The organism is Mycobacterium sp. FW102-FHT13B02, assembly GCF_058790275.1.
Genome location: NZ_JBYTCM010000027.1, coordinates 59,843 through 84,700 on the forward strand (window position 1 = coordinate 59,843; position 24,858 = coordinate 84,700).

A 24,858-nucleotide genomic window follows, 5' to 3' on the forward strand; every position below is an offset into this window, starting at 1 on the left:
GCGCTTCGGCGACGAGGTGTAACGCGGCCCGACAACCCGGCAGGCAAAGGCCACCAACCGGCATGACTCGCGTCGCCCCGGCATGGTTCGATCTAAGACGCCATGACTATCGCCAGCCCTTTTCCTGAAGTCCAGATCCCGACTACTGCCGTCTACGAGTACATATTCGGCGATCTGGCCGAGGCGGATGCCGATCGCATCGCCATCACCGAGGTAGCGACCGGCACGGAGTACACGTACCGCGAGCTGACCAACCGCATCGAGGCGTTCGCCGGTGCGCTGGCCGCCCGCGGCCTGGGCACGGGCGACGTGGTGGGCCTGCTGGCACCCAACAGCGCCGCGTTCGCAGTCGCCTTTCACGGCATCCTGCGGGCCGGCGCCACGGCCACCACCATCAACGCGCTGTTCACCGCCAAGGACATCGCCAAGCAGCTGACCGACTCCGGTGCCACCATGCTGATCACGGTCACCGCGCTGGCACCGCAGGCGCTGCAGGCCGCCGGCGAGGTCGGCTTGGCTGCCGACCGCATCGTCGTCCTCGACGGTCCGGGTACCACGGTGGACGGCCATCCGAACGCAGCGGAACTGCTGGGCACCGCACTGCCCGCACCACAAGTCGGCTTCGACCCGGCCACTCATCTGGCGGCATTGCCGTACAGCTCCGGCACCACGGGAAATCCCAAGGGCGTCATGCTCACCCACACCAATCTGGCGGCGAACGTGGCGCAGATTCGGCCGATCCAGGGCCTGGTCCCCGACGACCGCGTACTGGCTGTGCTGCCGTTCTTCCACATCTACGGCATGACGGTGTTGCTCAACTCCGTGCTGCACGCCCGGGCCCGGCTGGTGATCATGCCGAGCTTCGATCTCGCGGTGTTCCTCGAGACCATCCAGGACCACAAGTGCACGTTCGCGTTCATCGCGCCGCCGGTCGCCGTCGCGCTGGCCAAGCACCCGATGGTCGACTCCTACCGGCTCGATTCCCTGAAGGGCTTGATGTCGGGTGCAGCGCCGCTCGACGACGACCTCGGGATGGCGGTCTCCGACCGGCTCGGCTGCCCCATCGTGCAGGGCTACGGCATGAGTGAGCTGAGCCCGGTGAGCCACTGCATGCCGTTCGACGGTGGTCGCGAACTCGTCGGCGCCGTCGCGCCACTGAGCTCGTGCGGCTGGACGGTGCCGAATGCCGTCAGCAAGATCGTCGACCCCGATACCGGAGCCGAGATCGGCCAGCCCGAGCACGGCCTGAGCGAGGTCGGCGAACTGTGCTTCCAGGGCCCCAACGTCATGACCGGTTACCTCAACAACGACACGGCCACCGCCGAGACCATCGACGCCGACGGTTTCCTGCACACCGGTGACCTGGCCCGGGTCGACGCCAGTGGCTGCATCTACATCGTCGACCGGCTCAAGGAGCTCATCAAGTACAAGGGCTACCAGGTGCCGCCGGCCGAACTCGAGGCCGTGCTGCTGACGCATCCCGGGATCGCCGATGCCGCGGTGGTCGGGGTCCGTGATCCGGAATCGGGCGAGGAAGTGCCGAAGGCATTCGTGGTGCGGCAACCGGGGTCCGCGCTGTCGGGCGACGAGATCATGGACTTCGTCGCCGGGCAGGTCGCGCCGTACAAGAAGGTCCGGCAGGTCGCATTCATCGATGCCATCCCGAAGTCCGCAGCCGGCAAGATTCTGCGCCGCGAACTGCGCGGGATCCGCGAGCTCTAGGGACCGATCGTCAGGTCGGCGTCGCGCACGGCCTTGGCCTGGCGATACCCGACCCCGAGCCCGACGAGCGGCATCAACACCAGCCCGGCCAGCCCGAACAGATCGCTCCGTAATCCGACGGGCTCGGCGGCGGCCCACACCGGGACGCCGGTGTGGGCGGCCGACAGCAGATCCGCAGCGGTGTCCTCGCGCGGTGCCGCGGGCATGTGCACCTCGACAGCGGGTGGGGCCACCGCAGGCGCCGCCCACCACGCTTGTCCGGCCGCCGTCGTGCCGGTGTGCTGTTCGGCGACGACCACTGCCGTCGGCTGGGTGGCTGGTGTACGCGTCGGCGTCGCGGCGGGGTTGTCGGAACCGTTGTTGGACTGGGTGCCCGGCGCACTGCTGTTGCCGCCGCCCTTACCGTTGGATGAGCTTCCGGTGTTGGTCTGGCCCGAAATAGCGGAGTTGCCGCCGGAATTGGCATGCGTGACGGATCCACCGGCAGCAGAGTTGCCACGCGAGGTGCTGTTCTGGCCGGACCCGGCCTTTCCCGAGCCGCTGTTTCCGCCGTTGCCGTGGGACCCGCCCGGGCTAGCCGCTGCGATCGCGACCGTAGGGCCGGCCGCCACGAGAAATGCCGCTGCCGCGAGACTCCCCGCAGTCCGTAGCGCATTGTCACGGCGCACGTCCGCCCCCGATCAATCCCCTACCGAGTGGCACCCCGCGGCGCACTCTGGACTCTCATCATCGCACGTCACCGAGCCCGGATTGACGATTTCCGCGGTTCGCCGGGCAGGTCAGAACTCACGCGGCGTCCGGGTCCTGGGCAATGCCGTCGGCAGCCCTGCGGAGCAGGGTCAGTGCCGTGCGGGCCCACTTCTCGGTGGCCCCGGCCAGCCCGCAGGCGGGCGTCAGGCCGACGCGCTCGCGCAGCACCGTCCGCGGAAACCCCAGCCGGTCCGTGATGCTCGCGGCTGTGGCGGCGACCGTCTCGACCGGGACCGAGCGGTCGGGTGCCACGCCCGGCAGCACTCCCAGCATGATGGTCCGGCCCGCCTCGATCCACTGGCCGATGCCGTCCAGATCAGCCGCGGTCAGTGTGGCGGCATCAACAGAAATGGCGCTGAAACTGGTGCGCGCCAAGGTTTTCCACGGCACATCGGCCGCACACACGTGAATGGCGGCCGGTCCCCCGACGGTCGCGAGACACTCGTCGAGCAGACTCGCGGCCAGCAACGCGTCGACCGGCGCCACCGGAGACATCCGAGTCACCCCGGCCAGCCGCCCAGCCAACGCGGCGGGCAGTGCCGGTTCGTCGAACTGCACCACCACCTCGGCCTCGCAGCGCCGCGCGACCTCGGCGCGATGGCGCGCCACGCCCTCTGCGAGTGATCCGGCCAGGTCTCGCAGCGCGCCCGCATCGGTGATGGCCCGGTGCCCACCGGACAACTCGAGTTCGGCAGCCAGCGTCAGTGGACCGGGGACCTGCACCTTGATGGTCCGCCCGGCCCGGCGCAACCCGGCCTTCTCCCACGCTTCTTCGAGTGCGTCGACGTCCTCGTCGAGCAGACCCGTGGCGCGGCGGACGACGGCACCGCGGCCGGGCGCGATGCGGTAACCGCGGGGCACGGTGTCGATGCCGATGTCGACCAGCAGCGCACCGGCGCGGCCGATGATGTCGGCGCCGATACCGCGGGCCGGAAGCTCCACCAGATGCGGCAGGGCGGGTAGCTCACCGACCACGACGGCCGCCGCTTCCCGGGCGACCGTCCCCGGCCACGAGCCGATACCGGTTGCCTGGGCGAAAATAGTCACGCGGCCAACATTATTCGATGGGTTCCTCGGCCTGGTCCTCCACGTAGCTCCGCAGCCGGTCCAGCGCCCGGTCCCACCGCTTCGACAGCGCGGTCAGGTAGTCGCTGGCTTGGGCCAGGGGCTCCGGCTGGATCCGCCAGATGCGCTCCCGGCCGTGCCGGCTGCTGGTCACCAGGCCCACCGCCGCCAAGAGCTGCAGATGTTTGGTGGCCGCCTGCCGGGTCACCGGGATCACCTGTGTCACTTGCGAAGTCGAGCATGGTCCGCCCTCACAGAGACGCACGACGATGCGCAGCCGGTTGGGGTCGCCGAGGGCGTCGAACAACGGCGCCCGGGTCTCGACGGCCGTACTCACGCCCGCTCGTCCAGGTACTTGCGTACCAGTTTCGTCTGCGCTTCCCAGCCGCCGCTGTTGGCTTCGAATGCCGCGGCGCGGCGGTCGGCCGGGATGTTGTCGAACCCGGATTCGACGATCCGCAGCAGCACACCGTCGGCGGTTTCGGTCAGCGTGAACTCGACCAGCGTGGTCGGTTCGGCGTCATAGCCGGCGTCCGGTTCGACGGCGTACGGGTGCCAGCGGAAGGCCAGTCGCCGCCTCGGCTCTACAGCGACGATGTGCCAGACGGACGACTTCCCCGCGTGCGGTTCCTGCGCAGCGGCGACCGCGTCGTCGACCTCGGTCGGGGTGATCACCCCGGTCACCGATTCGCCGGCCACGAACGGGCCGTCGAACCGCACGCCGAACCAGCGCCCGAACTCGTCGGCATTGGAGATGGCGCGCCACACCCGGTCCAGCGGTGCGCGCAACATGACTTCTTTTTCGATGCGGTCGGAATACATAGGCAACCTCCTGGTTGCCTATTAGGCTAGGACGGCACGCTCGGACACGCAACCATTCAGTTGCCTTTGGATGAGGTCAGCGCGCGATGGTGGCGCTGCCGATGACCTCGTCACCGTCGGGGTCGCGGCGGTACAGCACCATGGTCTGACCAGGTGCGACGCCGCGCAGCACGGACCGCAACTGCACGGTGAGGACGCCGTCGTTGAACTCGGCGACCGCGTCGGCCAGGCCGCCGTGCGCCCGGACCTGAATCAGGCACTCGATGGGCCCCACCGGCGCCACACCCGAGGTGAACACCGGACGCTCACCGGTCAGCGTGTGTACCTCGAGGTCGTCCACGCCGCCGACGTGCACAGTGCCGGTCTCGGCGTCGATGCCCGTCACGTAGCGCGGCAGACCGTCCGGCCCCGGACCGGCGATGCCCAGGCCCTTGCGCTGGCCGATGGTGAAACCGTGCACGCCGTCGTGTTCGGCGAGCACCGTGCCGCCGGCGTCGACGACCGCGCCGGGACGGATGCCGATGCGTGCCCCGAGGAAGGCCCGGGTGTCGCCGGACGGGATGAAGCAGATGTCATGACTGTCCGGCTTCTCGGCGACCGCCAGCCCACGCTCGGCGGCTTCCTGCCGGATCTGCGGCTTGGGGGTGTCGCCGATCGGGAACAGCGCGTGGCTCAGCTGCTCGGCCGTCAAGACACCGAGGACGTACGACTGGTCCTTGTCCGCGTCGACGGCACGACGGAGCCGACCGTCCTCCAGACGCGCATAGTGCCCGGTTGCCACGGCGTCGAAACCGAGCGCCAATGCGCGGGCCGACAGCGCCGAGAACTTGATCTTCTCGTTGCAGCGCACGCAGGGGTTCGGCGTCTCACCGCGCGCGTACGACTCGACGAAGTCGTCGATCACGTCTTCCTTGAAGCGGTCGGCGAAATCCCAGACATAGAACGGGATTTCGAGGATGTCCGCGACCCGGCGGGCATCTCCGGCGTCTTCCTTGGAACAACAGCCACGTGACCCGGTGCGCAGGGTGCCGGGAGCGGTGGACAGGGCCAGGTGCACGCCCACCACGTCATGGCCGGCGTCAACCATGCGCGCCGCTGCCACCGAGGAGTCCACTCCCCCGCTCATCGCTACCAGAACCCGCATGACTACCTTCCCAACCCGGCACTGGCCAGTGCAGCCTGACGAGCCCGCTCGACCGCGGCCGGCAGCACAGCCAGCACGGCGTCGATGTCGGCATCAGAACTGGTGTGCCCCAACGAAAATCGGAGTGATCCGCGGGCGCTGGCCGGAGCGGCGCCCATCGCGATCAAGACGTGTGACGGCTGCGCCACCCCGGCCGTACAGGCCGAGCCCGTCGAACATTCGACGCCCTTGGCGTCCAGCAACATCAATAGAGCATCGCCCTCGCATCCGCGAAAAGTGAAGTGCGCGTTGCCCGGCAGTCGGTCCGCACCGGCGCCGCCGTTGAGCACCACGTCCTCGATGCCGGACAGCACGCCCTCGATCAGACGGTCGCGCAAAGCCCCGATCCTGGTCCGGTGCGCGTCCAGACCCTCGACCGCGACGCGCGCGGCCGCAGCCATGGCCACAACGCCCGCGACATCCGGTGTGCCTGAACGCACGTCACGCTCCTGCCCACCGCCGTGCAACAGCGGCACGCACGCGACATCCCGGCGCAGCAACAGCGCGCCGACCCCGGTGGGTCCGCCGAACTTGTGTGCCGCCACGCTCATGGCCGACAGCCCGCTCGCGGCGAAATCGACCGGCACGGCCCCGATCGCCTGGATCGCGTCGCTGTGCATCGGGACGCCGAATTCTGCAGCGATGGCGGCCAATTCGGCGATCGGCTGAATGGTGCCGACCTCGTTGTTGGCCCACATCACGCTGACCAGCGCGACGTCGTCATGGGTTTCGAGGATGTCGCGCAACGCCGCGGGCGACACGGCACCGGCGGAATCGACCGGCAGCCATGTCACCTCCGCACCCTCGTGCTCCACCAGCCATTCGACGGCGTCGAGCACCGCGTGGTGCTCGACGGGTGACGTCACGATCCGGCGGCGGCCGTCGCAGCCGTCCCGGCGCGCCCAGAAGATGCCCTTGACGGCCAGGTTGTCGCTCTCGGTGCCGCCGGCGGTGAAGATCACCTCGGAGGGCCGGGCGCCCAGCTGCTGGGCCAGAGACTCGCGGGCCTCCTCCATCCGGCGCCGCGCGGCCCGCCCCGAGGTGTGCAGCGAAGACGCGTTACCGCCGGCCGCCAGGACCGCCGTCATCGCCTCGATGGCAACGGGGTGCATCGGGGTGGTGGCGGCGTGGTCCAGATATGCGGGGCTCATGGCCTGTCCAGGATACCGGCCAGGCCAAACCGGTCAGGCGGCCAGCACGTGCCCGTGAACAGCGGCGACGGGCAGCGGACCGACCTGGTGCACCGCGGCCTGGCAGCGGCCGGCCAGATCGCGGCGATCGGTACCCGGCAACTGCAGCGACTGCACCTGGATGTGGCACACCGTCAGCTTGGCGGTGATGACGCGCTTGATTGACGTCAGCAGCGAATCGTCGCCGATGAATGCCGGGATGGTCGACTGGGCGCCGTCCCGGTGCCGATACGTCAGTCGCAGCGGCTGGACGGGACGGCCGGCGTCCACCGCGGCCTGGAACATGGCCGGCGCGAAGGTGCCGTGGCCCAGACCGCACCACGTGGTGCCCTCCGGGAACGCGACGACGGTCTGACCAGCGGTGAGCCGGTCCGCGACGGTGCGGACCACGTCGGGCAGCCGGCGCAGGCTGTTGCGGTCGATCGGGATGACCTTCATCAAGCGGGCCAGGAAGCCAAGGGCAGGCCACTCGATGAGGTCGGCACGCGCCACGAACGACCCGGGCATGACCGCGCCGATCACGAAGATGTCGACCCACGAGACGTGGCCTGCGACCACCAGCACGCCGCTCAGGTTGCGGATCGGGCCGCCGGACACACTGATCCGCACACCCAGGCCGCGCAGCACCAGCCGGCAGTACATCCGCTGGATGCGCGACCGGCCGGGCAGCGGCACCGCCAGCAGCGGCAGGGTGGGCAGCAGCAGCATCGTCATGATCAGCCGCGCGGTGGTGCGCAGGGCGACGACGAACGGGCGGCTGACGTGCACGGCGTCCACCCGGATGCAGCTGGCGTCGCACGACGCCTTCGGCAGCCAGGGGTGCTCCTGCACGGCCGTGGGCGTGGTCACTGCCCGGCCTTGTCGGTGGCCGTGGCGGCCGAACGCAGCCGGGTCAGGTAGCGCACGTCGGCCTCGCGCTTGTCCAGCAGGGCCGGGAAGTCACCGACGCCGAAGTCCGGGTCGTAGGCGGGGTCGCCGCACACCTTGGCGCCCAGGCGCAGGTAGCCGCGCATCAGCGGCGGGACGGTTACTCGGGCCGGCGGCTCGATGTCGTCGAGCAACTTGCCGTCGATGATCACGGGACGGTACGGGCGCACGTTGTACTCCGAGGCGTGCCGCTTGTTGACGAAGTCACGGACGCCGCGAATCTGGGTGGCCGGCGGCTCGTCGGGGCTGCCCTGGATGGGCACCGACACGCAGCCGGTGACGTAGTCGTAGCCGCTGTGGTCCAGGTAGGCCAGGATGCCGCCCCACATGAGCAGTACGACGGCGCCGTTGCGGTGATCGGCACGCACCACGGCGCGACCCATCTCCACCAGTGAAGGGCGCAGGCTGTCGAGCGCGCTGACGTCGAATTCCGTTGCGGTGTAAAGCCCACCGGCGGCGATGGCGCCGGGCGGTGGCAACATGCGGTAGCAGCCGACGTACTCGCCGGTGTTGTCTTCGCGGACCAGGAGGTGGTCGCAGAACTCGTCGAATCGGTCGGCGTCCCGGCCACTTTCGAAACCGGGGCTGTCGTCGGTGAGGGTGTAGCCCGGCTCCGAGGTGAACACGTGGTGACGAAGCCGTTGCGCAGCCTCGATGTGTTCGGAGTCGGCCGACAGCAGCAGCGTGTAGCGCGGAGTGTCGGTCGATGAACTGGTGTCGTCAGGGGCGATGAGTACAGAACTAGTGCTCATGTTGTGCACGGTGACGGAGCCGTTCAGCGCGGCGGCATCGTTCACGTAACGCGTTGATGACCGGTTGCGAAACATCACGGTCCGTTACATTCGGCACATGATGCCGCGATGAGAAGCCGCGCCGCGATTGTCCGTGAGGTGGGCGGGGACTGGTCCGTCGAGGAATTCGAGCTCGATCCGCCGCGCGCCGGTGAAGTATTGCTGCAGATGGCGGCGGCCGGGCTGTGCCACTCCGACGACCACATCCGCTCCGGGCAGCTGGCCGCGCCGAATGGCGCTGCGGCGCCGAGTATGCCGCCCACCATCGGTGGTCATGAAGGTTCGGCGGTGGTGCTCGAGGCCGGTCCGGGCGTCACGCGGTTCTCCCCTGGCGACCATGTGGTGACGTCGTTCCTGGCGGTGTGCGGGAAATGCCGTTGGTGCACAAGCGGTATGGAGTACCTGTGCGATGTCGGCGCCGGCACGCTGATACCGGGCATGCCGACCGATGGGACCTTCCGCCACCGCAGCCTCGCCGGTGAGGAGTTGCGACACACCTCGAAGATCGGTGCGTTCGCGGAACACACTGTGGTGGCGGCGGATTCGCTCGTGAAGATCGATCCGTCGTTGCCACTGGTGCCCAGTGCGCTGTTGTCGTGCGCGGTGCCGACCGGGTACGGGTCGACCGTGCGGCGGGCCGGGGTGCGCGCCGGCGACACCGTGGTCGTCATCGGTGCCGGGGGCATCGGCACCGCCGCCCTCCAGGGTGCCCACCTCGGCGGCGCGGCGCGGGTGGTCGCCGTCGATCCGGTGGCCTTCAAACGGGATAGCGCGCTGACGTTCGGCGCGACCCACACCGCGGCGACCGTCACGGAAGCCGTCGCGCTCGTGCGGGAGCTGACGCGCGGCGTGATGGCCGACGCGGTGGTGGTCTCGCCGTCGATGATCGGTGACGGCGACGTCGCCGATGCGCTGTCCCTGACCCGCAAGGGTGGCACGTGCGTGCTGACGGGAATGGCGGCGCCGTCAGCCGGGGCCGTACAGCTCGATCTGCAGGACCTGATCCTGATGAACAAGAACCTGTGCGGGACGCTGTTCGGGTCGTGCAATCCGACCAGCGAAATACCGGCGCTGGCACAGCTCTACCGGGAGGGCCGGCTCAAGCTCGACGAGATGATCACCCGACGCTACCGGCTCGACGACATCAACAAGGCCTTCGATGATCTGCTGGACGGCCGGGTGATTCGCGCCGTCTTGGATTTCACTTAGTCCAGCGCCGCGTTGTGCCTGTGGCCAGGGTCGTGGTTACTCGCACAAGCACGCCACAGATACCGACTCAACGCGCTCACGTCGCCACCCACACGTTGAGCCTGTAACCGGGGCGGTGGTTACTCGCACGAATACGCCACAGATACAGGCTCAACGTGTGTCGGCAATGCCGCGGGCAATCAGCTTGGTTTCCAGGTACTCCTCGAAGCCGGCCAGGCCCATCTCCCGGCCGATCCCCGACTGCTTGTAGCCGCCGAACGGCGCGTCCGGCGAGTACCAGACGCCGCCGTTGACGTTGATGGTGCCGGTCCGCAGCCGCGACGCCACCCAGTCGACGCGGTCCTGATCGGAACCGACCACCGCCCCCGACAGACCGTACGGAGAATCGTTGGCGATGCGCACGGCGTCCGCGTCACCGTCGTGCGCGATGACGGTGAGCACCGGGCCGAAGATCTCCTCACGCGCCACCCGAGCGTCGTTGGTGAGTCCGGCGATGACGGTCGGTTCGACGTAGAAACCGGCATCCCGGTCCTCCGGGCGGCCACCACCGCACGCGAACCGTCCGCCCTCCTCGAGCGCCAGCCGCAGGTAGCCCTCGACCCGGTCGCGCTGCCGCGCTGAGATCAGCGGGCCGCACAACGTCGCGGGATCGGTGGGATCGCCGAAACCGATGCCGGACATGGCCGACGCCGCAGCCGCGACGGCTTCGTCGTACCGAGCCCGCGGCACCAGCAGCCGGGTCGTGAAGGCGCAGCCCTGCCCGGCATGCATCGCCACCCCGGCAGCAGCGGCGGCGCAGGCCGCGGGCAGATCGGCGTCGTCCAGCACGAGGTAGGCGGACTTGCCGCCGAGTTCCAGGAACACCTTCTTGATGGTCTGCGATGCCGCTGCCATGACGGCCCGGCCGGTGGCCGTCGATCCGGTGAACGACACGAGGTCCACTCGCGGGTCCTCGGTCAGCTGGGCGCCGATCCGGTGATCATCGGAGGTGACGATGTTGACGACGCCGGCGGGAAAATCGGTGCGCTCGTGGATGATCCGGCCGACTTCGGCCGCACACCACGGAGTGTCCGGGGCGGCCTTGAGCACGACGGTGTTGCCGGCGGCCAGCGCCGGGCCCAATTTGGCGAAGTTGATCTGATGCGGGAAGTTCCACGGCGTCACCGCGCCGACGACGCCGCACGGCTCGCGAACCACCGTGCGCCGAGTCGGTTTACAGAACGGGGCGGCCGCTCCGAGATCGGTTGTCCACGCGTAGTTTTCCGCGAGGTCGGCCACATAGCCCAGACCGTCGACCGGCAGCTGCAGGTGGCCGCCGTAGGTCAGTGAGACCGGGGCCCCGACCTCGGCGACGGTGATGGCCCGCAGGTGCTCGATCTCCTCACTCAGCGCGTCGCGCAGCTGCCGCAGGCAGTGCACCCGCAGCGCGGTGTCGCGCGACCAGTCGGTGTCGTCGAATGCCGTGCGGGCCGCGGCGATGGCGCGGTCCATGTCGCCGGTGTCCGCGTCGGCTGCGTGTCCCAGCGTCTCCTCGGTGGCCGGATTGATGGTGGTGAACTCGCCACGGCCACCCGGCACCAGCTGACCGTCGATCAGCAGTGCGGTCCTCACGTGATCATAAGCCCCTCAAGAGTTTCCGCGTCCCGCCAGGCGGCGAGGATGTCGGCGTACTCGGTGGGGCTGCCGAAGAAGAAACTGTCCTGGTTCAGCCGGTCGCTGGGCTGTCCTTCGCGGTTGTAGTAGCCGGGCGTACAAGCTTCACGCCGGCCGGAGATCACCACGGATCGGGCCACGACGTCACGGACCCAGCTGTCCTCGGCCGCGGCGCTCGCCTCGACCTCGGCGATGTCGTGCTTGAGGGCCCACGCGATCACCCACGCGGTGTGCCGCGACTGGGTGTCGATCAGGTACGGGAAGTTCACCGTGAAGCCCGACTGCGCGATGCTCGCGATGAAGCAGTTCGGAAAGCCGTTGACGTGCAGGCCGTGCAGCGTGCGGACCCCCGAGGACCACTTGTCGGTCAACGTATTTCCGGCGCGGCCGATCACCTCGAAGCCGGCGCGCCGCGTGTAGTCGGTGCCGACCTCGAAGCCGGTGGCGAAAATCAGACAGTCCAAGGGGTATTCGGTGCCATCCACCACGACCCCGGCGGCGCTGATCTGCTCGACGCCCCGGCCCTTGGTATCGACCAGGGTGACGTTGTCGCGGTTGAACGTCTGCAGGTATTCGTCGTGGAAGCACGGCCGCTTGCAGTAGTAGCCGTACCAGGGCTTGAGCCCCTCGGCGGTGGCCGGATCGGTCACCAGCGCATCGATCCGCGCCCGGATCTCTTCCATCTTCGCGAAGTCCGCCAGTTCTGCCGTCGACGCCCGCGGATCGGTTCCCTCTTTGGCGATCGGCATGGCCTTGGCCAGGCTGGTCCAGGCGTCGGCCACCAGGTCCTCGTCGGCCTGGCCACCCGCGGTGAGGATCTGGAAGTTCTCGATGCGGCGTTGCTGCCACCCGGGTTCCAGCGCCGCGGCCCAGGCCGGATCGGTCGGCGCGTTGGCCCGCACGTCGACCGTCGACGGCGTGCGCTGGAACACGAACAGCTCCCCGACCGCCGGCGCCAGGCGCGGCACGCACTGGATGGACGTCGCGCCCGTACCGATGATGCCGACGCGCTTGTCAGCCAGGTTCTCCAAACCTGCGCCGGTGTAGCCGTAGTCCCACCGGCTGGTGTGAAAGGCGTGGCCTTCGAATTCGGTGATGCCCTCGATCCCGGGCAGTTTCGGCTTCTGCAGGTAACCATTGGCCATCGAGACGAACCGGGCCCGGATGGCGTCGCCGTGGTTGGTCGCGATCACCCAGCGGGAATCGTCCGAGTCCCAACGGATTTCCTGCACCTCGGTCCGCAGGCAGGCGTTGCGGTACAGGTCGTAATGCTCGGCAATGGCCCGGCAGTGCGCAAAAATCTCGGGACCCTTGGCGTATTTCTCGCTCGGTATGTAACCCAGCTCTTCCAGCAGCGGCATGTACACGTACGACTCGACGTCGCAGGCGATGCCGGGGTACCGGTTCCAGTACCAGGTGCCGCCCACGTCGGCCGCCTTGTCGATCAGCCGGATGTCCGCCACACCCAGTTCACGCAGCCGAGCGCCCGTGAGCAGCCCGCCGAAACCGGCCCCGATGATCGCGACGTCGACCTCGTCGGTCAGCGGCTGCCGGGTGAAACCCGGCTCCGTCCAAGGGTCTTCGCCGAAGGACGCGAACCGGCCGGCGATCTCGACATACTGGCCGATGCCGTCGCTCCGCAGCCGCCGCGCGCGTTCCTCGGCATACCGCTGCCGGAGTACGTCCGGGTCAAACGTCGCGCTGTCGCCGCGTTGCGTCATCGATGCATATTGGAACACGTTTCAGTTTCTGGCAAGGGTTCATGCGCTGTCCCGGTGCGCCAGCGCAACGCGAAGCTGCTGCCGCCCGCGGGAAACCCTGGACATCACCGTGCCCATCGGCACGCCCATGAGCCCGGCGGTCTCGGCGTAGGTGTACCCCTGGACCTCCACGTAGAACATGGCCGTCCGGGCTCCTTCGGACAGTTCCGCGAACGCGGCCTCGATATCGCCGTCCGCCATGAGGTCGAGCACCTCGACCTCAGCCGAACCGTGGGTGGTCGGCTGTTCATGGCCGCAATCGATGATCACCTCAAGGGAAACCTCCGGCGGGCGCGCGGCCCGGTGGCGATGCCTGCTGACCCAGCGATTGTGCAAGATGCGGAACAGCCAGGCGTTCAGATTGGTGCCCTGCTGAAATGACCCGAAGCCCTGATACGCGTGTAACAGGGTGTCCTGCAGCAGATCTTCGGCATCGGCTTCGCAGCGTGTCAACCGGCGGGCGCCACGGCCGAGCGCGTCGAGCAGCGGCGCGGTACCCGCGGCAAACCGGGCCGCGAGGTCAGCGTCCGGCACCGGCGCTGCCGTCACGATCGACACTCCCCTCGTCTAGGGCAGCGCAGGGCGCGCCGCCGAACTCAGCCTTACCGGGAAGCGCCTGCAGCGAACCATTGGAAGTACGTGGTCGCTACCTGAATCCGTGGTGTGCGTAACGATGGATGACTTCGCGCGCCGGTGCGCGTTCAACGCCGCACAGGGTCAAATCCATGACGCTGCCGAATGATGCGCCACAAGGAGACAACGTGAGTTTGGACAGCATTTCCCATCTCGATCGGACGGGACTCGACGAGTTGGTCCCGTCGCGCTACGCGGTGCCGGTCGGCGACATTGACGTACTGGTGATCAGTGACGGTGTCCTGCCGATCACGGCTTCGACACTGGGCACCAATGTCCCGCCGGCCGAACTGACGGGATGGTTGGACGACAACTTCCTGCCTCCCGAGATCGTCGACTGGCCGCTCAACATCGTGGTGGTCCGGAGCGGCGACCGGACGATCCTGGTCGACGCCGGACTGGGCCTGGAATTTCCGGACTTCCCGCGCGCCGGACAGACCGTCCAGCGACTCGAGGCCGCCGGTGTCGATCTCGGCTCGGTGACCGACGTCGTGCTGACCCACATGCACATGGACCACGTCGGCGGGCTCATCACCGAGGGCGTGAAGGAGCGGTTCCGGCCGGACCTGCGCGTCCACGCCGCCACGGCCGAGGCCGAATTCTGGGCGGCCCCCGACTTCTCCCACACCGTCATGCCCGGGCCCATCCCGGACGTGCTGCGCCGGTGCGCCACGCAGTTCCTGAACGACTACAGCGGCCAACTCCGGACTTTCGAGACGGACTACGAGGTCGCGCCGGGCGTCCTCCTCAGCCGAACCGGGGGTCACACCCCCGGGCACAGCGTGGTTCGCCTAGAGTCGCGTGGCGAGAAGCTCACCTTCGCCGGCGACGCCGTGTTCGCCCCGGGCTTCGATAATCCGCAGTGGCAGAACGGCTTCGAGCACGACCCCGAAGAGGCGGCCCGGGTGCGGGTCCGACTGCTGCGGGAAATCGCGGCCTCAGGGGAGGCCTTGGTCGCCACGCACCTGCCGTTCCCGTCGGTGTGCCACGTGGCGGCCATCGGTGATGCCTTCCGGTGTGTGCCGGCGGTCTGGGACTACTGATCCGCGCAACGAGAACGGCCCCCGGACTGCTTGTCCGGGGGCCGTTTTCGGCGATCAGGCCGCCGCGCCACCGCCGTCCGCGTGCAGAGTCGACCCGGTGATGAAACTGGACCGCGGGGACGCCAGGAACAGCACCGCCTGTGCGATCTCGGCCGGCTGCGCAGTACGGCCCAGCGGCAACCCGCGGCCGAGTTCGTCGTTCGTGTCGCCCCATTCGGCGGCCACCCCCGGCGTCGCGGTAGGCCCGGGAGCAACACTGTTGACCCGGACCCCATGCGGCCCGAATTCGGTTGCCCAGGTGCGCGTCAGCGATTCCACGGCCGCCTTCGACGCGCTGTAGCTGGATGCCCCGGGCACGCCTTTGAACGCGACCATCGAGGTGACGTTGACGATGCTCCCCCGTCCGCGCCGGAGCATGCCCGGCACCAGTGCCGCAACCAGGAAGTAGGCGCCGCGCACGTTGGTGTCGAAGGTCGACTCGAACGTCGCGACGTCCTGCTCCACCGTGAGCGCACTCGGAAAGCTGGCGGCGTTGTTGACAACGATGTCGACATCGCCACATTGCCGGGCAAGGGCTTCCACCGATTCGAGGTCGGCCAGGTCCGCGGCGATGAACCGCACCCCGAGTTCGGCAGCCGCCGCGGCGCCGCGGTCCGCGGACCGGCCGGTGGTGATCACCGAGGCGCCCGCGGCCGCCAGCAGGCGAGCCGTCTCGAACCCGATGCCCGCGGTCCCGCCGGTCACCAGCGCGGTCAGCCCGGTCAGTTCGGTCACTGTGTCGCCAGCCAATCCACCAACCTGAGATCGGAGATGATCGCGTCGCCGCTGGTGACCAGTCCGGTGTCACCGACCTTGGTGCCGAAGTAGACCGCCGCCGGGTCGACCACGATCGGCAGGCTTTCGCCGCGATGGGCCAGCGCCAGCTTGGCCAGGCCGGCGAAGGTCAGCTTGTCCGGTCCGCCGATGTTGACGATCCCGTCGATCGGTGCGGCCTGCGCGACCCGCGCCACCTCGGCGGCCACGTCGGCTCCCGCGATCGGCTGGATGAGTCCGTCGGGCACCCGGACTTCACCGTCCACGGTCAGTGATGCGGTGATGGCTTCGGCGAACTCGTGGAACTGGGTGGCCCGCACGATGGTGTACGGCAGCCCCGATTCGGTGATGATGCGCTCCTGCGCGACCTTGGCGCGCATGTACCCGCTGTCGGGCAGGCCGTCGCACCCCACGATGGACAGCGCCACGTAGTGTCCGACACCGGCCGCCTTCGCGGCGGCCGTGAGGTTGGTCGCCGACTTGGTGAAGAAGTCCAGCACCGGGCCGTCGGAAAAGTCCGGTGAGTTGACGACGTCGACCAGCACGTCGGAGCCCGTCAGCGCTTCGGCCAGGCCCGCGCCGGTCAGCACATCAGCCCCTGAGTCCCTGGACGCCGCCACGGTTTCGTGGCCGGCCGCTTTGAGCAGCGCGACGACCTTCGAACCGATCTGGCCGCTGGCGCCCATCACAGTGATCTTCATCAGACATACCCTTTCGAGTTGTTTGGTTGTGCACCTTCCACATTGGCAGGCACAAAGAGCGAGCGAACCCCGGAAAACCCGTAGTCTGCGTCGCTGTCGTCAGTCGAGGAACACCACGTTCTCGCTGATCGGATTTCGCGGCGTGTCAAGGTGGTTCGCCGGAAAAGCCGGGTCGGCATAGCCGATCGAGATGCCACACAGGACCGCGAGTTCCTCGGGAATGTCCAGCTGCTCACGCAACACCTCCGGATAGAAACTGATCGACACCTGTACACAACTCCCGAGCCCCTGTTCGGTCAATGCCAGCATCAACGTCTGCAGGAACATCCCGACGCCCATCGCGTCCACGGTGCCGAAATCGCGGTGCATGCACACCACCCCGGCGACCGGGGCACGGAAGAACTCCCAGTTGCGGCGCTGGGCAGCCCAGCGCCCCTCCGCGTCGTTGCGCTCGATGCCCATCGCTCCGTACACCAGGGCGCCGCTCTCGCGGCGCAGATGCGCGAACCGGGGCGGCAGACCTGCCGAGCCGACCGCGGGCGGTGCCGCGTCGACGGCAGCGAGCAGCGCATCGACCAACTGCGCGCGCCGCTCACCGGTGACGAAGTAGACGTGCCACGGCTGGGTGTTGGAGTTCGACGGCGCCCGGATCGCCAGTGCCAGCGCCTCGTCGAGCAGCTCCCGCGGAACGGGCTTGTCCGGCAAGAACATCCGCGACGACCGACGCGACCGGACGATATCGCCGAACCCCATCGTCATCGGACTCGCCGGTCCTTGCGGGCCTCGAGTTCGTCGTCGTCGACGACGACGAGCATCGGCACGCCGGGAGTACAGATCATCGTCACCAGAAAGCGCAGTGGGACGTCAGTGCGGTTGTTAGCGTCCGAATAATGGATAGCGTCGCCGCCCGGTTCCCAGAACGCCTCCCCGGCCTTGATCACCCGCGGCGCTTCGCCTTCCAGCTCGAAGAGCATCTCGCCCTCCAGCACATAGCCGAACGACGGTCCACCCGGGTGTCGGTGCGGCGGGGCTCCCGCGCTACCCGCCGGCCACTCGATGATCGACGTCATCACGTGGGCATCGGCGGGAATGAACGGCGGCGTGACGGTCTGGATGGTCGTGATGGCTTTCATCAGGTCATCAGTGGCGAACATCGATTACTCCTCAGTTGAATTCGGACCCGTCCGGTGTCGAGTTCAGACTTTCAGCCGCATCGCCGGCAGGGACCCTTGGAAGTCCGTAGTCGCCGCCCTGCCGCGATAGGAGCGAGCGCGACTCAGTCTCCGATGAACGTGACGGTCTCTTCGAGCGGGGCCCGGCCGGTACGGATGTAGTCCACGGTGGCGTCCTCGTAACCGATCGACATGCCGCAGAACAGGATGAGTTCGTCCGGGGGTAAGACGACCTCGGCGACGGTGTTGTGGACCTGCGACCACGCCATCTGTGGGCAGCTGTGCAGGCCCTCTGCCCGCAGCAGCAGCATCACACTCTGTAGGTACATCCCGAGGTCGGCCCATTGGGCTAGGCCGAGGTCGCGGTCGATATAGCAGAACAGGGCCGCGGGGGCGCCGAAACAGTCCCAGTTGGCGATGGCGGCCCGCTGGCGCGCCTCCCAGTCCTCGCGCGCGATACCGAGCACGCTGTAGCGCTCGTTGCCGAACGCCGAACGCCGGTCACGGTACGGCGATTTCATCGCGGGCGGGTACATCACGTACTCGCGTTCGTCCCACAGCACACCCGCAGCAACCCGCTCGACGGCGCGCTTCTTCAGCTCGGCCAGCGGCGCACCGGTCACCACGTAGATGTTCCACGGCTGGATGTTCGAGCCAGAAGGCGCCCACGCCGCGGCGCTGAGAACCCGCTCCATCACATCCCTGGGAACTTCCTTGTCGAGGAAACCACGCACCGCACGCCGGCTGGTAACCGCCTCGTAGACGTCCACGATCACCTGCTTTCTCAGCCTGTTTCGACTGTCGACTTCAGCCTGCAGGCCGCCGCAGGCCGGCGAACCCTTGGGAATTCGTGGTTTCCGCGAAATACACGCCAACGGGATGAGTTCGCATGCTTCGGTCCGTTCTTGTGGCCAGGTGAGGAGAGAACATGACCAACGCCGAACAGCAGATCACAACCTCTGTGCTGGTGATAGGCACGGGCGGCGCCGGGCTCCGTTCCGCGATCGAACTCGCAGAACGCGGTATCGACGTCCTGGTGGTGGGCAAGCGGCCGAAGAACGACGCGCACACCACGTTGGCTGCCGGCGGAATCAATGCCGCGCTGGCCACGATGGACGCCGAGGACACCTGGCAGCAGCACGCGGCCGACACGATCACAGAGAGTTATCTGCTCGCCGACCCGGAGACGGTGCGGGTGGTCACCGAGGGCGCTGCAGAATCGATCCGTGATCTGGAGCGGTGGGGCATGGCCTTCGCCCGGGAACAGGACGGCCGCATCTCGCAGCGCTTCTTCGGTGCCCACACCTTCCGGCGCACCGCGTTCGCGGGCGACTACACGGGCCTTGAACTGCAGCGCACCCTCATCCGACGGACTGCGGACCTCGCCGTCCCAATCCTCGACTCGATGTACATCACCAGGCTGCTCGTCCGCGACAACGTCGTCTTCGGTGCCTACGGATTCAACATCGAGAACGGCACCCGCTACACCATTTACGCCGATGCCGTGATCCTCGCCGCTGGCGGACACACCCGGATCTGGCGACGCACGTCGTCGCGTCGCGACGAAAACACCGGTGACTCAATGCGTTTGGCTTTCGAGGCCGGCGGCCGGATTCGAGACCCCGAGCTCGTCCAATTCCATCCGTCCGGACTGATCGAACCCGAAGACTCCGCGGGCACCCTGGTGTCCGAAGCGGCCCGTGGTGAAGGCGGCGTTCTGCGTAACGATCTCGGGGAACGCTTCATGAAACGCTACGACGCCGAGCGGATGGAATTGTCGACTCGCGATCGGGTCGCCCTGGCGGCCTACACCGAGATCAAGTCGGGCCGCGGCACCCCTCGTGGCGGGGTCTGGCTCGACGTCTCGCATCTGCCGCGGACGCAGATCATGGAGCGCCTGCCGCGCGTGTATCAGACGTTGATGGATCTGCAACTACTCGACATCACGACTGCACCGATCGAGATCGCGCCGACTGCGCACTACGCGATGGGTGGAGTGTGGGTGCGTCCCGAGGATCACAGCACCGACGTCGAGGGCCTGTACGCGGTCGGCGAAGCATCGAGCGGGCTGCACGGGGCGAACCGCCTGGGTGGAAACTCACTCATGGAACTGCTCGTCTACGGCAAGATCGTCGGCCGGGCGGCCGCAGCCTACTCGGCTCACCTCACGGCTCAACAACGTTCTCACACAGCGGTTTCCACTGCACGTGGCGAGGTCGGTGAAGCCTTGGCGACAGACGGGTCCGAGAACGTCCGATCGCTTCAGCGGGCGCTGCGCAACGACATGACCGAGCACGCCGGCGTCGTGCGCGATGAGGTCGGCCTGCGGGCGGGATTGCACGAGCTCGCCGACATCGAGACGCGAATGACCGATGTCGGCGTTCACCCCGATATTGCCGGGTTCTACGACCTCGCGCATGCGTTCGATCTCAAGGCCAGCGTGATCGCGGCGCGTGCCACGTTGGAGGCAGCGCTGGAGCGCCGCGAGACCCGTGGCTGCCACAATCGCTCGGATTATCCGCAAATCGATGACAGGCTCAACGTCAATCTGGTGTGGTCGGGGCCGGGCCGGATCGAACACGAAACGATTCGTCCCATCCCGCAGGATATTTCGGTGCGGATGCGCGAGGTTTCGAGCCAGGGGAAGCTTGCCGAGTAGCGAGTGCGGCTACCTTGCCCAGGACACGGTACGCAGCTGCCTGCGTGAGGTGATGCCGAGTTTCACGAAGACCTTCCGGAGATGCCATTCGACCGTGTGCGTGCTGATGAACAGCTGAGCACCGATCTCCTGATTCGTCAGGCCGTTGGCAGCCAGTCGGGCGATCTGCCCCTCCTGGGCCGTCAGCTCGTCACCGGAGCTGATCGGTTGTTTCCGGACCTTCTCACCAGTGGCGATCAGTTCGCGGCGAGCTCGTTCGGCGAAGGCCTGCGCTCCCATTCGGCTGTACATCTCGTGCGCACTGCCCAGGTGCCTGCGGGCGTCGACGCGCCGGTTCACCCGACGCAACCATTCGCCATAGCGGAGATGGGCACGGGCGAGGTGGATGACCATACTGGTGCGCGCAAGACGCTCGACAGAGTCGGCGAACAGCCCGTCGGCCTGCTCGCCGTCCACGGTCATCGCGCGCGCACTGGCCAGGACACCGAGCCCAAAATCAGCCTCGCTGGCACCAGCGCGCGCCTCGAGGCGCTGCACGGCTGCGCCAGCCGCGTCAAGATCGCCGCTGCGCGCGGCAGCTTCGACGAGTTCGGACAGACACCACCCGTGCAGCCCGAGGTCGTCGTACCTGCAAGCGTCGCGCGCTGCGGCAAATGCTTCCTCGTACCGGCCGAGACCGTTGTAGAGGACGGCGGTGGCCCAACCCGCCATCGCAAGCGCGCGACCTTCGCCCCTGGCGGCTGCGCCCGCTGCCACGGCCTCGATGATCGGGAGCGCATCATCCGGGTTTCCGCGGAACGCGGCCAGAGACAGAGAGTGGTAACGCATCGGCGCGAGGTGATCGGTGGCTGCGGCGATCGACTTAGCCTCTTCGAGAAGCGTTGCCGCCGTGGCGAACTCGCCCGCCCACAGGTGCGTTCCGGCACGGAAGGCGAGGGCAGAGGGCAACACGGCCAACGCCCCGGCCGCCCGCGCCTGCCGGACCATGTTGCTCGCGAGGCGATTCCATATCGCGTCATCCCAGAGCTCGCCGGCGGCGTTCTCCTGGACGATGGCCAACCCGAGCGACGCCCAACCGAGGGACTGACTATCGCGCTGTGGCTGACCGCAGATCAACCCCAGTGCAGTGCGCAGCTGCCCGCGGGCAGCGCTCAGACCGCCGGTGATCCGCGTCGCTATACCACTGAGCAGCAGGTCCAACGGCCGATGCAGGTTCGAGGCACGACCCACAGTGGTATGGGCAGCGGCGGCGACCTTCTCCATCGCGCCCGGCTCACCGAGCCGCCCCGCGTACATCGCCGCGGTGAACGCCTCGAGGTACGCCTCTCCAGCTGCCTCGTCATCGAGACGCTCCAGCCGGATCGCGGCCTCGAGCAATTGCGACGCGGCCTCGGCAATCGGTGGAGCACCCAGCTGGCCGCCGCGGCTGCGCGCGAACTCCATCTGGGCCCGGAGTCTGGCCACCTGCGCACGCTGAAGCTCGGACAACGGTCCCAGTTCTGCGATGGCAAGCAATTCGCGTGCCGCCTCGGGCGCAGCCGCGTCGCATTTGGCCTGTGCGGCCGCGAGAGCTCGCGCACCGCGGAGTACCGGGTCCGCCGTCAGGGCCGTCGCGCGTTCCAGAAATGTTGCGGCGGCGGCTATTCCACCGCGACTCTGCGCGCGGCCGGCCGAGGCCTCCAGTTCGGCGGCCACTGCGTCATCGGGGCCCGCGGCAGCGTTGGCCGTATGCCAGACGCGCCGATCGGGATCCGACTGCGGATCCGTCGCTTCGGCCAACGCCCGGTGGATCGCTTTACGCTCGGCGACCGCTGCCGCTCGGTAGGCCGCCGATCGCATCAGCGGATGGTGGAAGCGCATGCGCGCACCGAATTCGATCACTCCCGCCGATTCGGCCGGGGCGAGTCGATCGACCGAAATTCCGAGTAATTCCGCTCCGCGCAGGAACAATGCCGTGTCCCCGATGGGCTCGGTGGCCGCGAGAAGCAGCAACCGCCGGGTGTCGGACGGGAGAGCCTGAATGCGGCGCAGGTAGCCGTCTTCGATCTGACCCACCGAGCGGCGCGCGCCCATATCCCAGAACCCGCCCGCAAGCTCGGACGCAGGTACGGTCCGTGGCACTTCGAGAAGGGCAAGCGGAATCCCACGGGTCTCGGCCACGATGCGGTCTCGCACTCGTGGGTCGATCCCGCCCACCAACACCGATTCGAGCAATTCCCTTGCGTCGCCGTCGGACAGACCGCCGACCCGAAGTTCCGGCAGACCGGCCAATGTCGCTGCGCCGCGATCGCGCGCACCGAAGACCAGCGCGACCGGCTCGGCCAACAGCCGCCGTGCGACGAATGCAAGCGTCTGCACAGACACCTCGTCGAGCCATTGCACGTCGTCGATGACGCACAACAACGGCTGATCGGCGGTGGCGGCCGCCATCAGGCTCAGCACCGCCAATCCGACCAGGAAGCGGTCGGGCGTCGCACCGACCCCGCGACCGAATGCGACATTCAGTGCCTCGCGTTGCGGTTCCGGCAATTCGTCGAGATAACCGAGCAGCGGGGCGCACAGCTGCTGCAGCCCGGCAAACGCCAGTTCCATATCAGACTGCACGCCGGCGACGTACGTCCGGCGAAACCCTTGCGCACGATCGGCCGCGTAGCGCAGCAGTGCACTCTTTCCGACGCCTGGCTCACCACGTACGACCAGGACCTGGCTGCTGCCCGATTGGGCGGCCGACAACAGAACCCGAAGCGACTCGCATTCGCCGGCGCGACCGCGCAGACGTTCTCCCTGAATCTCGCTCGACATAGACTCCACCGCGTCTCTCTGCGGTGAACCTTACCGTCGGCTGGAGCAACTGTTGTGCGCCGCCCGAACTGCAGGACCCGGACCGCCGATGGCCATCGGCTGGTCCGCTCGATGCCAGCAGCCGATCAGTAGTCCCACACCGTGGGCACACATCGAAAAGCGTTGCCCGCGTTCGCCACGTGACAGACCGACGGGAACGGCAAGTGCGTGGCCACCAATGCCCCGCGAGTCGACGCGAGCTCCCTCATCAGCCGGACCCGGACGCGGGCAGCCTCCTCGGGATCGTGTTCGAAGCCGTTGTGCCACTCGGGGTTCTCGAAAGTGGCCTGGAACATCGCGTCGCCGGCGAACATCAATCGATCGCCGCCCGACTCCACTCGAACCACGCTGTGCCCGGGGGTATGCCCCCCAGTTCGACTGACGTGCACGCCGGGCGCCACTTCGGTGTCGGTCTCGAACGTCCGCAGACGATCACGGTATTCGCCCAAGAACTGGGTAGCAGCCGACCGAAGCGCTTCGGGCACCCCCGGCGCCATGGACGTCTTGGAAAAGTCGGGCGACTCCCAGAACTCGGCCTCGACCGCTGCCAGATGAATCTTCAGGTCGGGCCGCAGTCGCGACCGCAGCCCATCGCCCAACAACGCACCGATGTGGTCCATGTGCATGTGGGTGAGCACCACGTCGGTCACCGAGGCCGGGTCGACGCCCGCACCCTGCAGCCGCAACGCCAGCAATCCGGCTCGAGAAGGGTCCGAAAACGCGAATTCCGTTCCGAGTCCGGCATCAACCAAGTCAGACCGCCGCGGATGGGTGCAGCCAGGTCGCGATATTGCGGATGTAGTCCTTGAAGATGTCCAACCGCACAGGGTCCGTCTTGATCTGCGTTCCGGGCGGCTCGGACACGAATGAGGGCGCTCCTCGATCGAGGTCCCAGTTGTAGTCCGCGAAGTGATGGAAGGTCGACTCGGCGACGGCTCGGCCCATGCGCCGACCATCGGGTGCGTACTCCCCGTCGAGTGCAACAGCAAGGTTGAAATTGCGGCCAGTCACCGCGCTCCGCCCTTGCGCGATGGCTGTCGCGTCAGGGGTTTGCGGCGACACCGATCCTTCGTGCGGATGCGCGGGGAACCATTCGATCCGGCCACTCACAGTCCTATCGGTGCGCAGCAGGAAATGTACGGGTTCCGCCACCACGACATGCTGATAATCGCCATTGGCGCCCGAATGGTAGTTGGGCCACGAGATGTTTGGGGTACCCGTGTCGTCGCACCTGATGGCCGGGTCGATGCTCGCGTCGTGGAACTCGTTGACCAATCCGAGTGACCCCAGCCGGTTCAGACAGCAACCCAGGTCTTGATGGTCGCGCGCAGTCAGCACTCCGCCGCCGTTGTCCCGGAATCTCTGGATCGCGCACGCCTCCGCGTCGGTCAGGCCGTCGCCGACGTCTACCGCCATCAGCCAAAGCTGATCGAAATCGAGTTCATCGAGATGTCCCAGAACGGCGTCATCGCTCAGTTTCGCGCGATCGCGGGCAACCACGTCGTGGCCAACCGCCCGTAACTCTTCGGCCAGCAGCGAGAAACGGCCGACGTGCCAGTCGTCAGGGTGCCCTGGGATCGTAGTCTGCAACAGGATTCGTGACACTGAAATTCACTCCAATACAACGGATTTCACGCGACATATGCCATGGCACCACTCCGCCGAGTCGTGCCGACGTGTTCTCGGCGGTTGCGCAGGTGTGATCGGCGGGCCGGCGACACCCGCTTCGGCCTGCCCAGATCAGCGTGATGTAAGGACGGGACAACCGGACCATTGGAAGTCCGTAGTTTCGCAATCCGATCAAGTGCTGGTCGGCGGCGGCGGACACAAAAGTGCCCCGGAACCTTGGGGCGGTTTCTAGGGGTTGTCGCAACACTGCTGGTTATTGAGCCCGTAGTAGATCACGCAAGCGCTCGGCTGGGGT

22 protein-coding genes and 1 pseudogene are annotated in these 24,858 nt (G+C 67.7%); 4 read left to right on the plus strand and 19 right to left on the minus strand.

Features of this window, described 5'->3' with window-relative positions; translation table 11 throughout:
- Nucleotides 1-102 precede the first annotated feature (102 nt).
- Complete coding sequence (locus AC3WTE_RS29150; RefSeq protein WP_492442935.1) at nucleotides 103-1,722, plus strand: 4-coumarate--CoA ligase family protein; 1,620 nt, start codon at nucleotides 103-105, stop codon at nucleotides 1,720-1,722.
- On the opposite strand, the gene AC3WTE_RS29155 is transcribed toward AC3WTE_RS29150, so the two are convergent.
- From AC3WTE_RS29155 to AC3WTE_RS29190, 8 genes are all read right to left on the minus strand, one after another.
- Entirely contained in the window at nucleotides 1,719-2,390 is a 672-nt protein-coding gene (locus AC3WTE_RS29155; RefSeq protein WP_492442936.1) for a hypothetical protein, read from the minus strand. The two genes, AC3WTE_RS29150 and AC3WTE_RS29155, sit on opposite strands and share 4 nt — an antisense overlap.
- A 118-nt stretch (nucleotides 2,391-2,508) precedes the next feature.
- Nucleotides 2,509-3,519: a methionine synthase gene (locus AC3WTE_RS29160; RefSeq protein ID WP_492442937.1), complete on the minus strand. Its 1,011-nt coding sequence runs from the start codon at nucleotides 3,517-3,519 to the stop codon at nucleotides 2,509-2,511.
- A 10-nt stretch (nucleotides 3,520-3,529) separates the two neighbouring features.
- Complete coding sequence (locus tag AC3WTE_RS29165; protein WP_492442938.1) at nucleotides 3,530-3,874, minus strand: ArsR/SmtB family transcription factor; 345 nt, start codon at nucleotides 3,872-3,874, stop codon at nucleotides 3,530-3,532.
- Entirely contained in the window at nucleotides 3,871-4,359 is a 489-nt protein-coding gene (locus AC3WTE_RS29170) for an SRPBCC family protein (RefSeq protein WP_492442939.1), read from the minus strand. The genes AC3WTE_RS29165 and AC3WTE_RS29170 overlap by 4 nt, the downstream gene beginning before the upstream one ends.
- 76 nt (nucleotides 4,360-4,435) lie before the next feature.
- Nucleotides 4,436-5,503 carry a tRNA 2-thiouridine(34) synthase MnmA gene (mnmA, locus tag AC3WTE_RS29175; protein WP_492442940.1) on the minus strand — a complete coding sequence of 356 codons (1,068 nt, stop codon included), beginning with the start codon at nucleotides 5,501-5,503 and terminating at the stop codon, nucleotides 4,436-4,438.
- A gap of 2 nt (nucleotides 5,504-5,505) precedes the next feature.
- A complete protein-coding gene (locus AC3WTE_RS29180) occupies nucleotides 5,506-6,693 on the minus strand; it encodes a cysteine desulfurase family protein (protein WP_492442941.1) in 1,188 nt (395 codons plus the stop codon).
- Nucleotides 6,694-6,726: 33 nt separating this feature from the next.
- Nucleotides 6,727-7,581 carry a lysophospholipid acyltransferase family protein gene (locus AC3WTE_RS29185; RefSeq protein ID WP_492442942.1) on the minus strand — a complete coding sequence of 285 codons (855 nt, stop codon included), beginning with the start codon at nucleotides 7,579-7,581 and terminating at the stop codon, nucleotides 6,727-6,729.
- The gene (locus AC3WTE_RS29190) at nucleotides 7,578-8,411 is read right to left on the minus strand and encodes a GNAT family N-acetyltransferase (RefSeq protein ID WP_492442943.1); all 834 of its coding nucleotides are present in this window, start codon (nucleotides 8,409-8,411) and stop codon (nucleotides 7,578-7,580) included. Before AC3WTE_RS29190 ends, AC3WTE_RS29185 begins: the two co-directional genes overlap by 4 nt.
- A gap of 108 nt (nucleotides 8,412-8,519) precedes the next feature.
- Between AC3WTE_RS29190 and AC3WTE_RS29195 the strand changes: the two genes are divergently transcribed.
- Nucleotides 8,520-9,659, plus strand: coding sequence for an NDMA-dependent alcohol dehydrogenase (locus AC3WTE_RS29195; RefSeq protein ID WP_492442944.1), 1,140 nt, complete (start codon nucleotides 8,520-8,522; stop codon nucleotides 9,657-9,659).
- Between the two features lie 150 nt (nucleotides 9,660-9,809).
- Here AC3WTE_RS29195 and AC3WTE_RS29200 read toward each other — a convergent pair whose 3' ends face one another.
- From AC3WTE_RS29200 to AC3WTE_RS29210, 3 genes are read right to left on the minus strand one after another with little or no spacing between them, the layout of a single operon-like run.
- Nucleotides 9,810-11,270: an aldehyde dehydrogenase gene (locus AC3WTE_RS29200; protein WP_492442945.1), complete on the minus strand. Its 1,461-nt coding sequence runs from the start codon at nucleotides 11,268-11,270 to the stop codon at nucleotides 9,810-9,812.
- Nucleotides 11,267-13,033, minus strand: a complete 1,767-nt coding sequence (locus AC3WTE_RS29205; protein WP_492442946.1) for a flavin-containing monooxygenase — start codon at nucleotides 13,031-13,033, stop codon at nucleotides 11,267-11,269. The genes AC3WTE_RS29200 and AC3WTE_RS29205 overlap by 4 nt, the downstream gene beginning before the upstream one ends.
- 39 nt (nucleotides 13,034-13,072) lie before the next feature.
- Nucleotides 13,073-13,621 (minus strand): sigma-70 family RNA polymerase sigma factor, encoded by a 549-nt coding sequence (locus AC3WTE_RS29210; RefSeq protein WP_492442947.1) that lies wholly within the window; start codon nucleotides 13,619-13,621, stop codon nucleotides 13,073-13,075.
- Nucleotides 13,622-13,833: 212 nt separating this feature from the next.
- Between AC3WTE_RS29210 and AC3WTE_RS29215 the strand changes: the two genes are divergently transcribed.
- Nucleotides 13,834-14,748: an MBL fold metallo-hydrolase gene (locus AC3WTE_RS29215; RefSeq protein ID WP_492442948.1), complete on the plus strand. Its 915-nt coding sequence runs from the start codon at nucleotides 13,834-13,836 to the stop codon at nucleotides 14,746-14,748.
- Between the two features lie 54 nt (nucleotides 14,749-14,802).
- Here AC3WTE_RS29215 and AC3WTE_RS29220 read toward each other — a convergent pair whose 3' ends face one another.
- The 5 genes from AC3WTE_RS29220 to AC3WTE_RS29240 form a co-directional block, all read right to left on the minus strand.
- Nucleotides 14,803-15,522, minus strand: coding sequence for an SDR family NAD(P)-dependent oxidoreductase (locus AC3WTE_RS29220; RefSeq protein WP_492442949.1), 720 nt, complete (start codon nucleotides 15,520-15,522; stop codon nucleotides 14,803-14,805).
- The gene (locus tag AC3WTE_RS29225; RefSeq protein WP_492442950.1) at nucleotides 15,519-16,262 is read right to left on the minus strand and encodes an SDR family oxidoreductase; all 744 of its coding nucleotides are present in this window, start codon (nucleotides 16,260-16,262) and stop codon (nucleotides 15,519-15,521) included. Before AC3WTE_RS29225 ends, AC3WTE_RS29220 begins: the two co-directional genes overlap by 4 nt.
- Nucleotides 16,263-16,361: 99 nt before the next feature.
- Complete coding sequence (locus AC3WTE_RS29230) at nucleotides 16,362-17,015, minus strand: nitroreductase (protein ID WP_492442959.1); 654 nt, start codon at nucleotides 17,013-17,015, stop codon at nucleotides 16,362-16,364.
- A gap of 2 nt (nucleotides 17,016-17,017) precedes the next feature.
- Nucleotides 17,018-17,416 (minus strand): cupin domain-containing protein, encoded by a 399-nt coding sequence (locus AC3WTE_RS29235; RefSeq protein WP_492442951.1) that lies wholly within the window; start codon nucleotides 17,414-17,416, stop codon nucleotides 17,018-17,020.
- Between the two features lie 122 nt (nucleotides 17,417-17,538).
- Nucleotides 17,539-18,204, minus strand: a complete 666-nt coding sequence (locus AC3WTE_RS29240; RefSeq protein ID WP_492442952.1) for a nitroreductase — start codon at nucleotides 18,202-18,204, stop codon at nucleotides 17,539-17,541.
- A gap of 158 nt (nucleotides 18,205-18,362) precedes the next feature.
- On the opposite strand from AC3WTE_RS29240, the gene AC3WTE_RS29245 reads away from it, so the two are divergent.
- Complete coding sequence (locus AC3WTE_RS29245; RefSeq protein ID WP_492442953.1) at nucleotides 18,363-20,093, plus strand: L-aspartate oxidase; 1,731 nt, start codon at nucleotides 18,363-18,365, stop codon at nucleotides 20,091-20,093.
- 9 nt (nucleotides 20,094-20,102) lie between these two features.
- Here AC3WTE_RS29245 and AC3WTE_RS29250 read toward each other — a convergent pair whose 3' ends face one another.
- The 3 genes and pseudogenes from AC3WTE_RS29250 to AC3WTE_RS29260 form a co-directional block, all read right to left on the minus strand.
- On the minus strand, nucleotides 20,103-22,895 hold the full coding sequence (locus AC3WTE_RS29250; RefSeq protein WP_492442954.1) for an ATP-binding protein: 2,793 nt from the start codon (nucleotides 22,893-22,895) through the stop codon (nucleotides 20,103-20,105).
- A gap of 125 nt (nucleotides 22,896-23,020) precedes the next feature.
- A pseudogene (locus tag AC3WTE_RS29255) lies at nucleotides 23,021-23,695 on the minus strand (MBL fold metallo-hydrolase); the annotation flags it as partial.
- Nucleotides 23,688-24,539, minus strand: a complete 852-nt coding sequence (locus AC3WTE_RS29260; RefSeq protein WP_492442955.1) for a hypothetical protein — start codon at nucleotides 24,537-24,539, stop codon at nucleotides 23,688-23,690. The pseudogene AC3WTE_RS29255 and the gene AC3WTE_RS29260, both read right to left, overlap by 8 nt.
- Nucleotides 24,540-24,858: the final 319 nt, after the last annotated feature.

Coding starts and splice junctions, on each gene's coding strand:
- AC3WTE_RS29170 (WP_492442939.1), bottom strand. CDS start 4,359: ATGTATTCCGACCGCATCGAAAAAGAAGTCATGTTGCGCGCACCGCTG.
- AC3WTE_RS29150 (WP_492442935.1), top strand. CDS start 103: ATGACTATCGCCAGCCCTTTTCCTGAAGTCCAGATCCCGACTACTGCC.
- AC3WTE_RS29190 (WP_492442943.1), bottom strand. CDS start 8,411: ATGAGCACTAGTTCTGTACTCATCGCCCCTGACGACACCAGTTCATCG.
- AC3WTE_RS29205 (WP_492442946.1), bottom strand. CDS start 13,033: ATGACGCAACGCGGCGACAGCGCGACGTTTGACCCGGACGTACTCCGG.
- AC3WTE_RS29235 (WP_492442951.1), bottom strand. CDS start 17,416: ATGTTCGCCACTGATGACCTGATGAAAGCCATCACGACCATCCAGACC.
- AC3WTE_RS29245 (WP_492442953.1), top strand. CDS start 18,363: ATGACCAACGCCGAACAGCAGATCACAACCTCTGTGCTGGTGATAGGC.
- AC3WTE_RS29230 (WP_492442959.1), bottom strand. CDS start 17,015: ATGGGGTTCGGCGATATCGTCCGGTCGCGTCGGTCGTCGCGGATGTTC.
- AC3WTE_RS29225 (WP_492442950.1), bottom strand. CDS start 16,262: ATGAAGATCACTGTGATGGGCGCCAGCGGCCAGATCGGTTCGAAGGTC.
- AC3WTE_RS29180 (WP_492442941.1), bottom strand. CDS start 6,693: ATGAGCCCCGCATATCTGGACCACGCCGCCACCACCCCGATGCACCCC.
- mnmA (WP_492442940.1), bottom strand. CDS start 5,503: ATGCGGGTTCTGGTAGCGATGAGCGGGGGAGTGGACTCCTCGGTGGCA.
- AC3WTE_RS29195 (WP_492442944.1), top strand. CDS start 8,520: ATGAGAAGCCGCGCCGCGATTGTCCGTGAGGTGGGCGGGGACTGGTCC.
- AC3WTE_RS29250 (WP_492442954.1), bottom strand. CDS start 22,895: ATGTCGAGCGAGATTCAGGGAGAACGTCTGCGCGGTCGCGCCGGCGAA.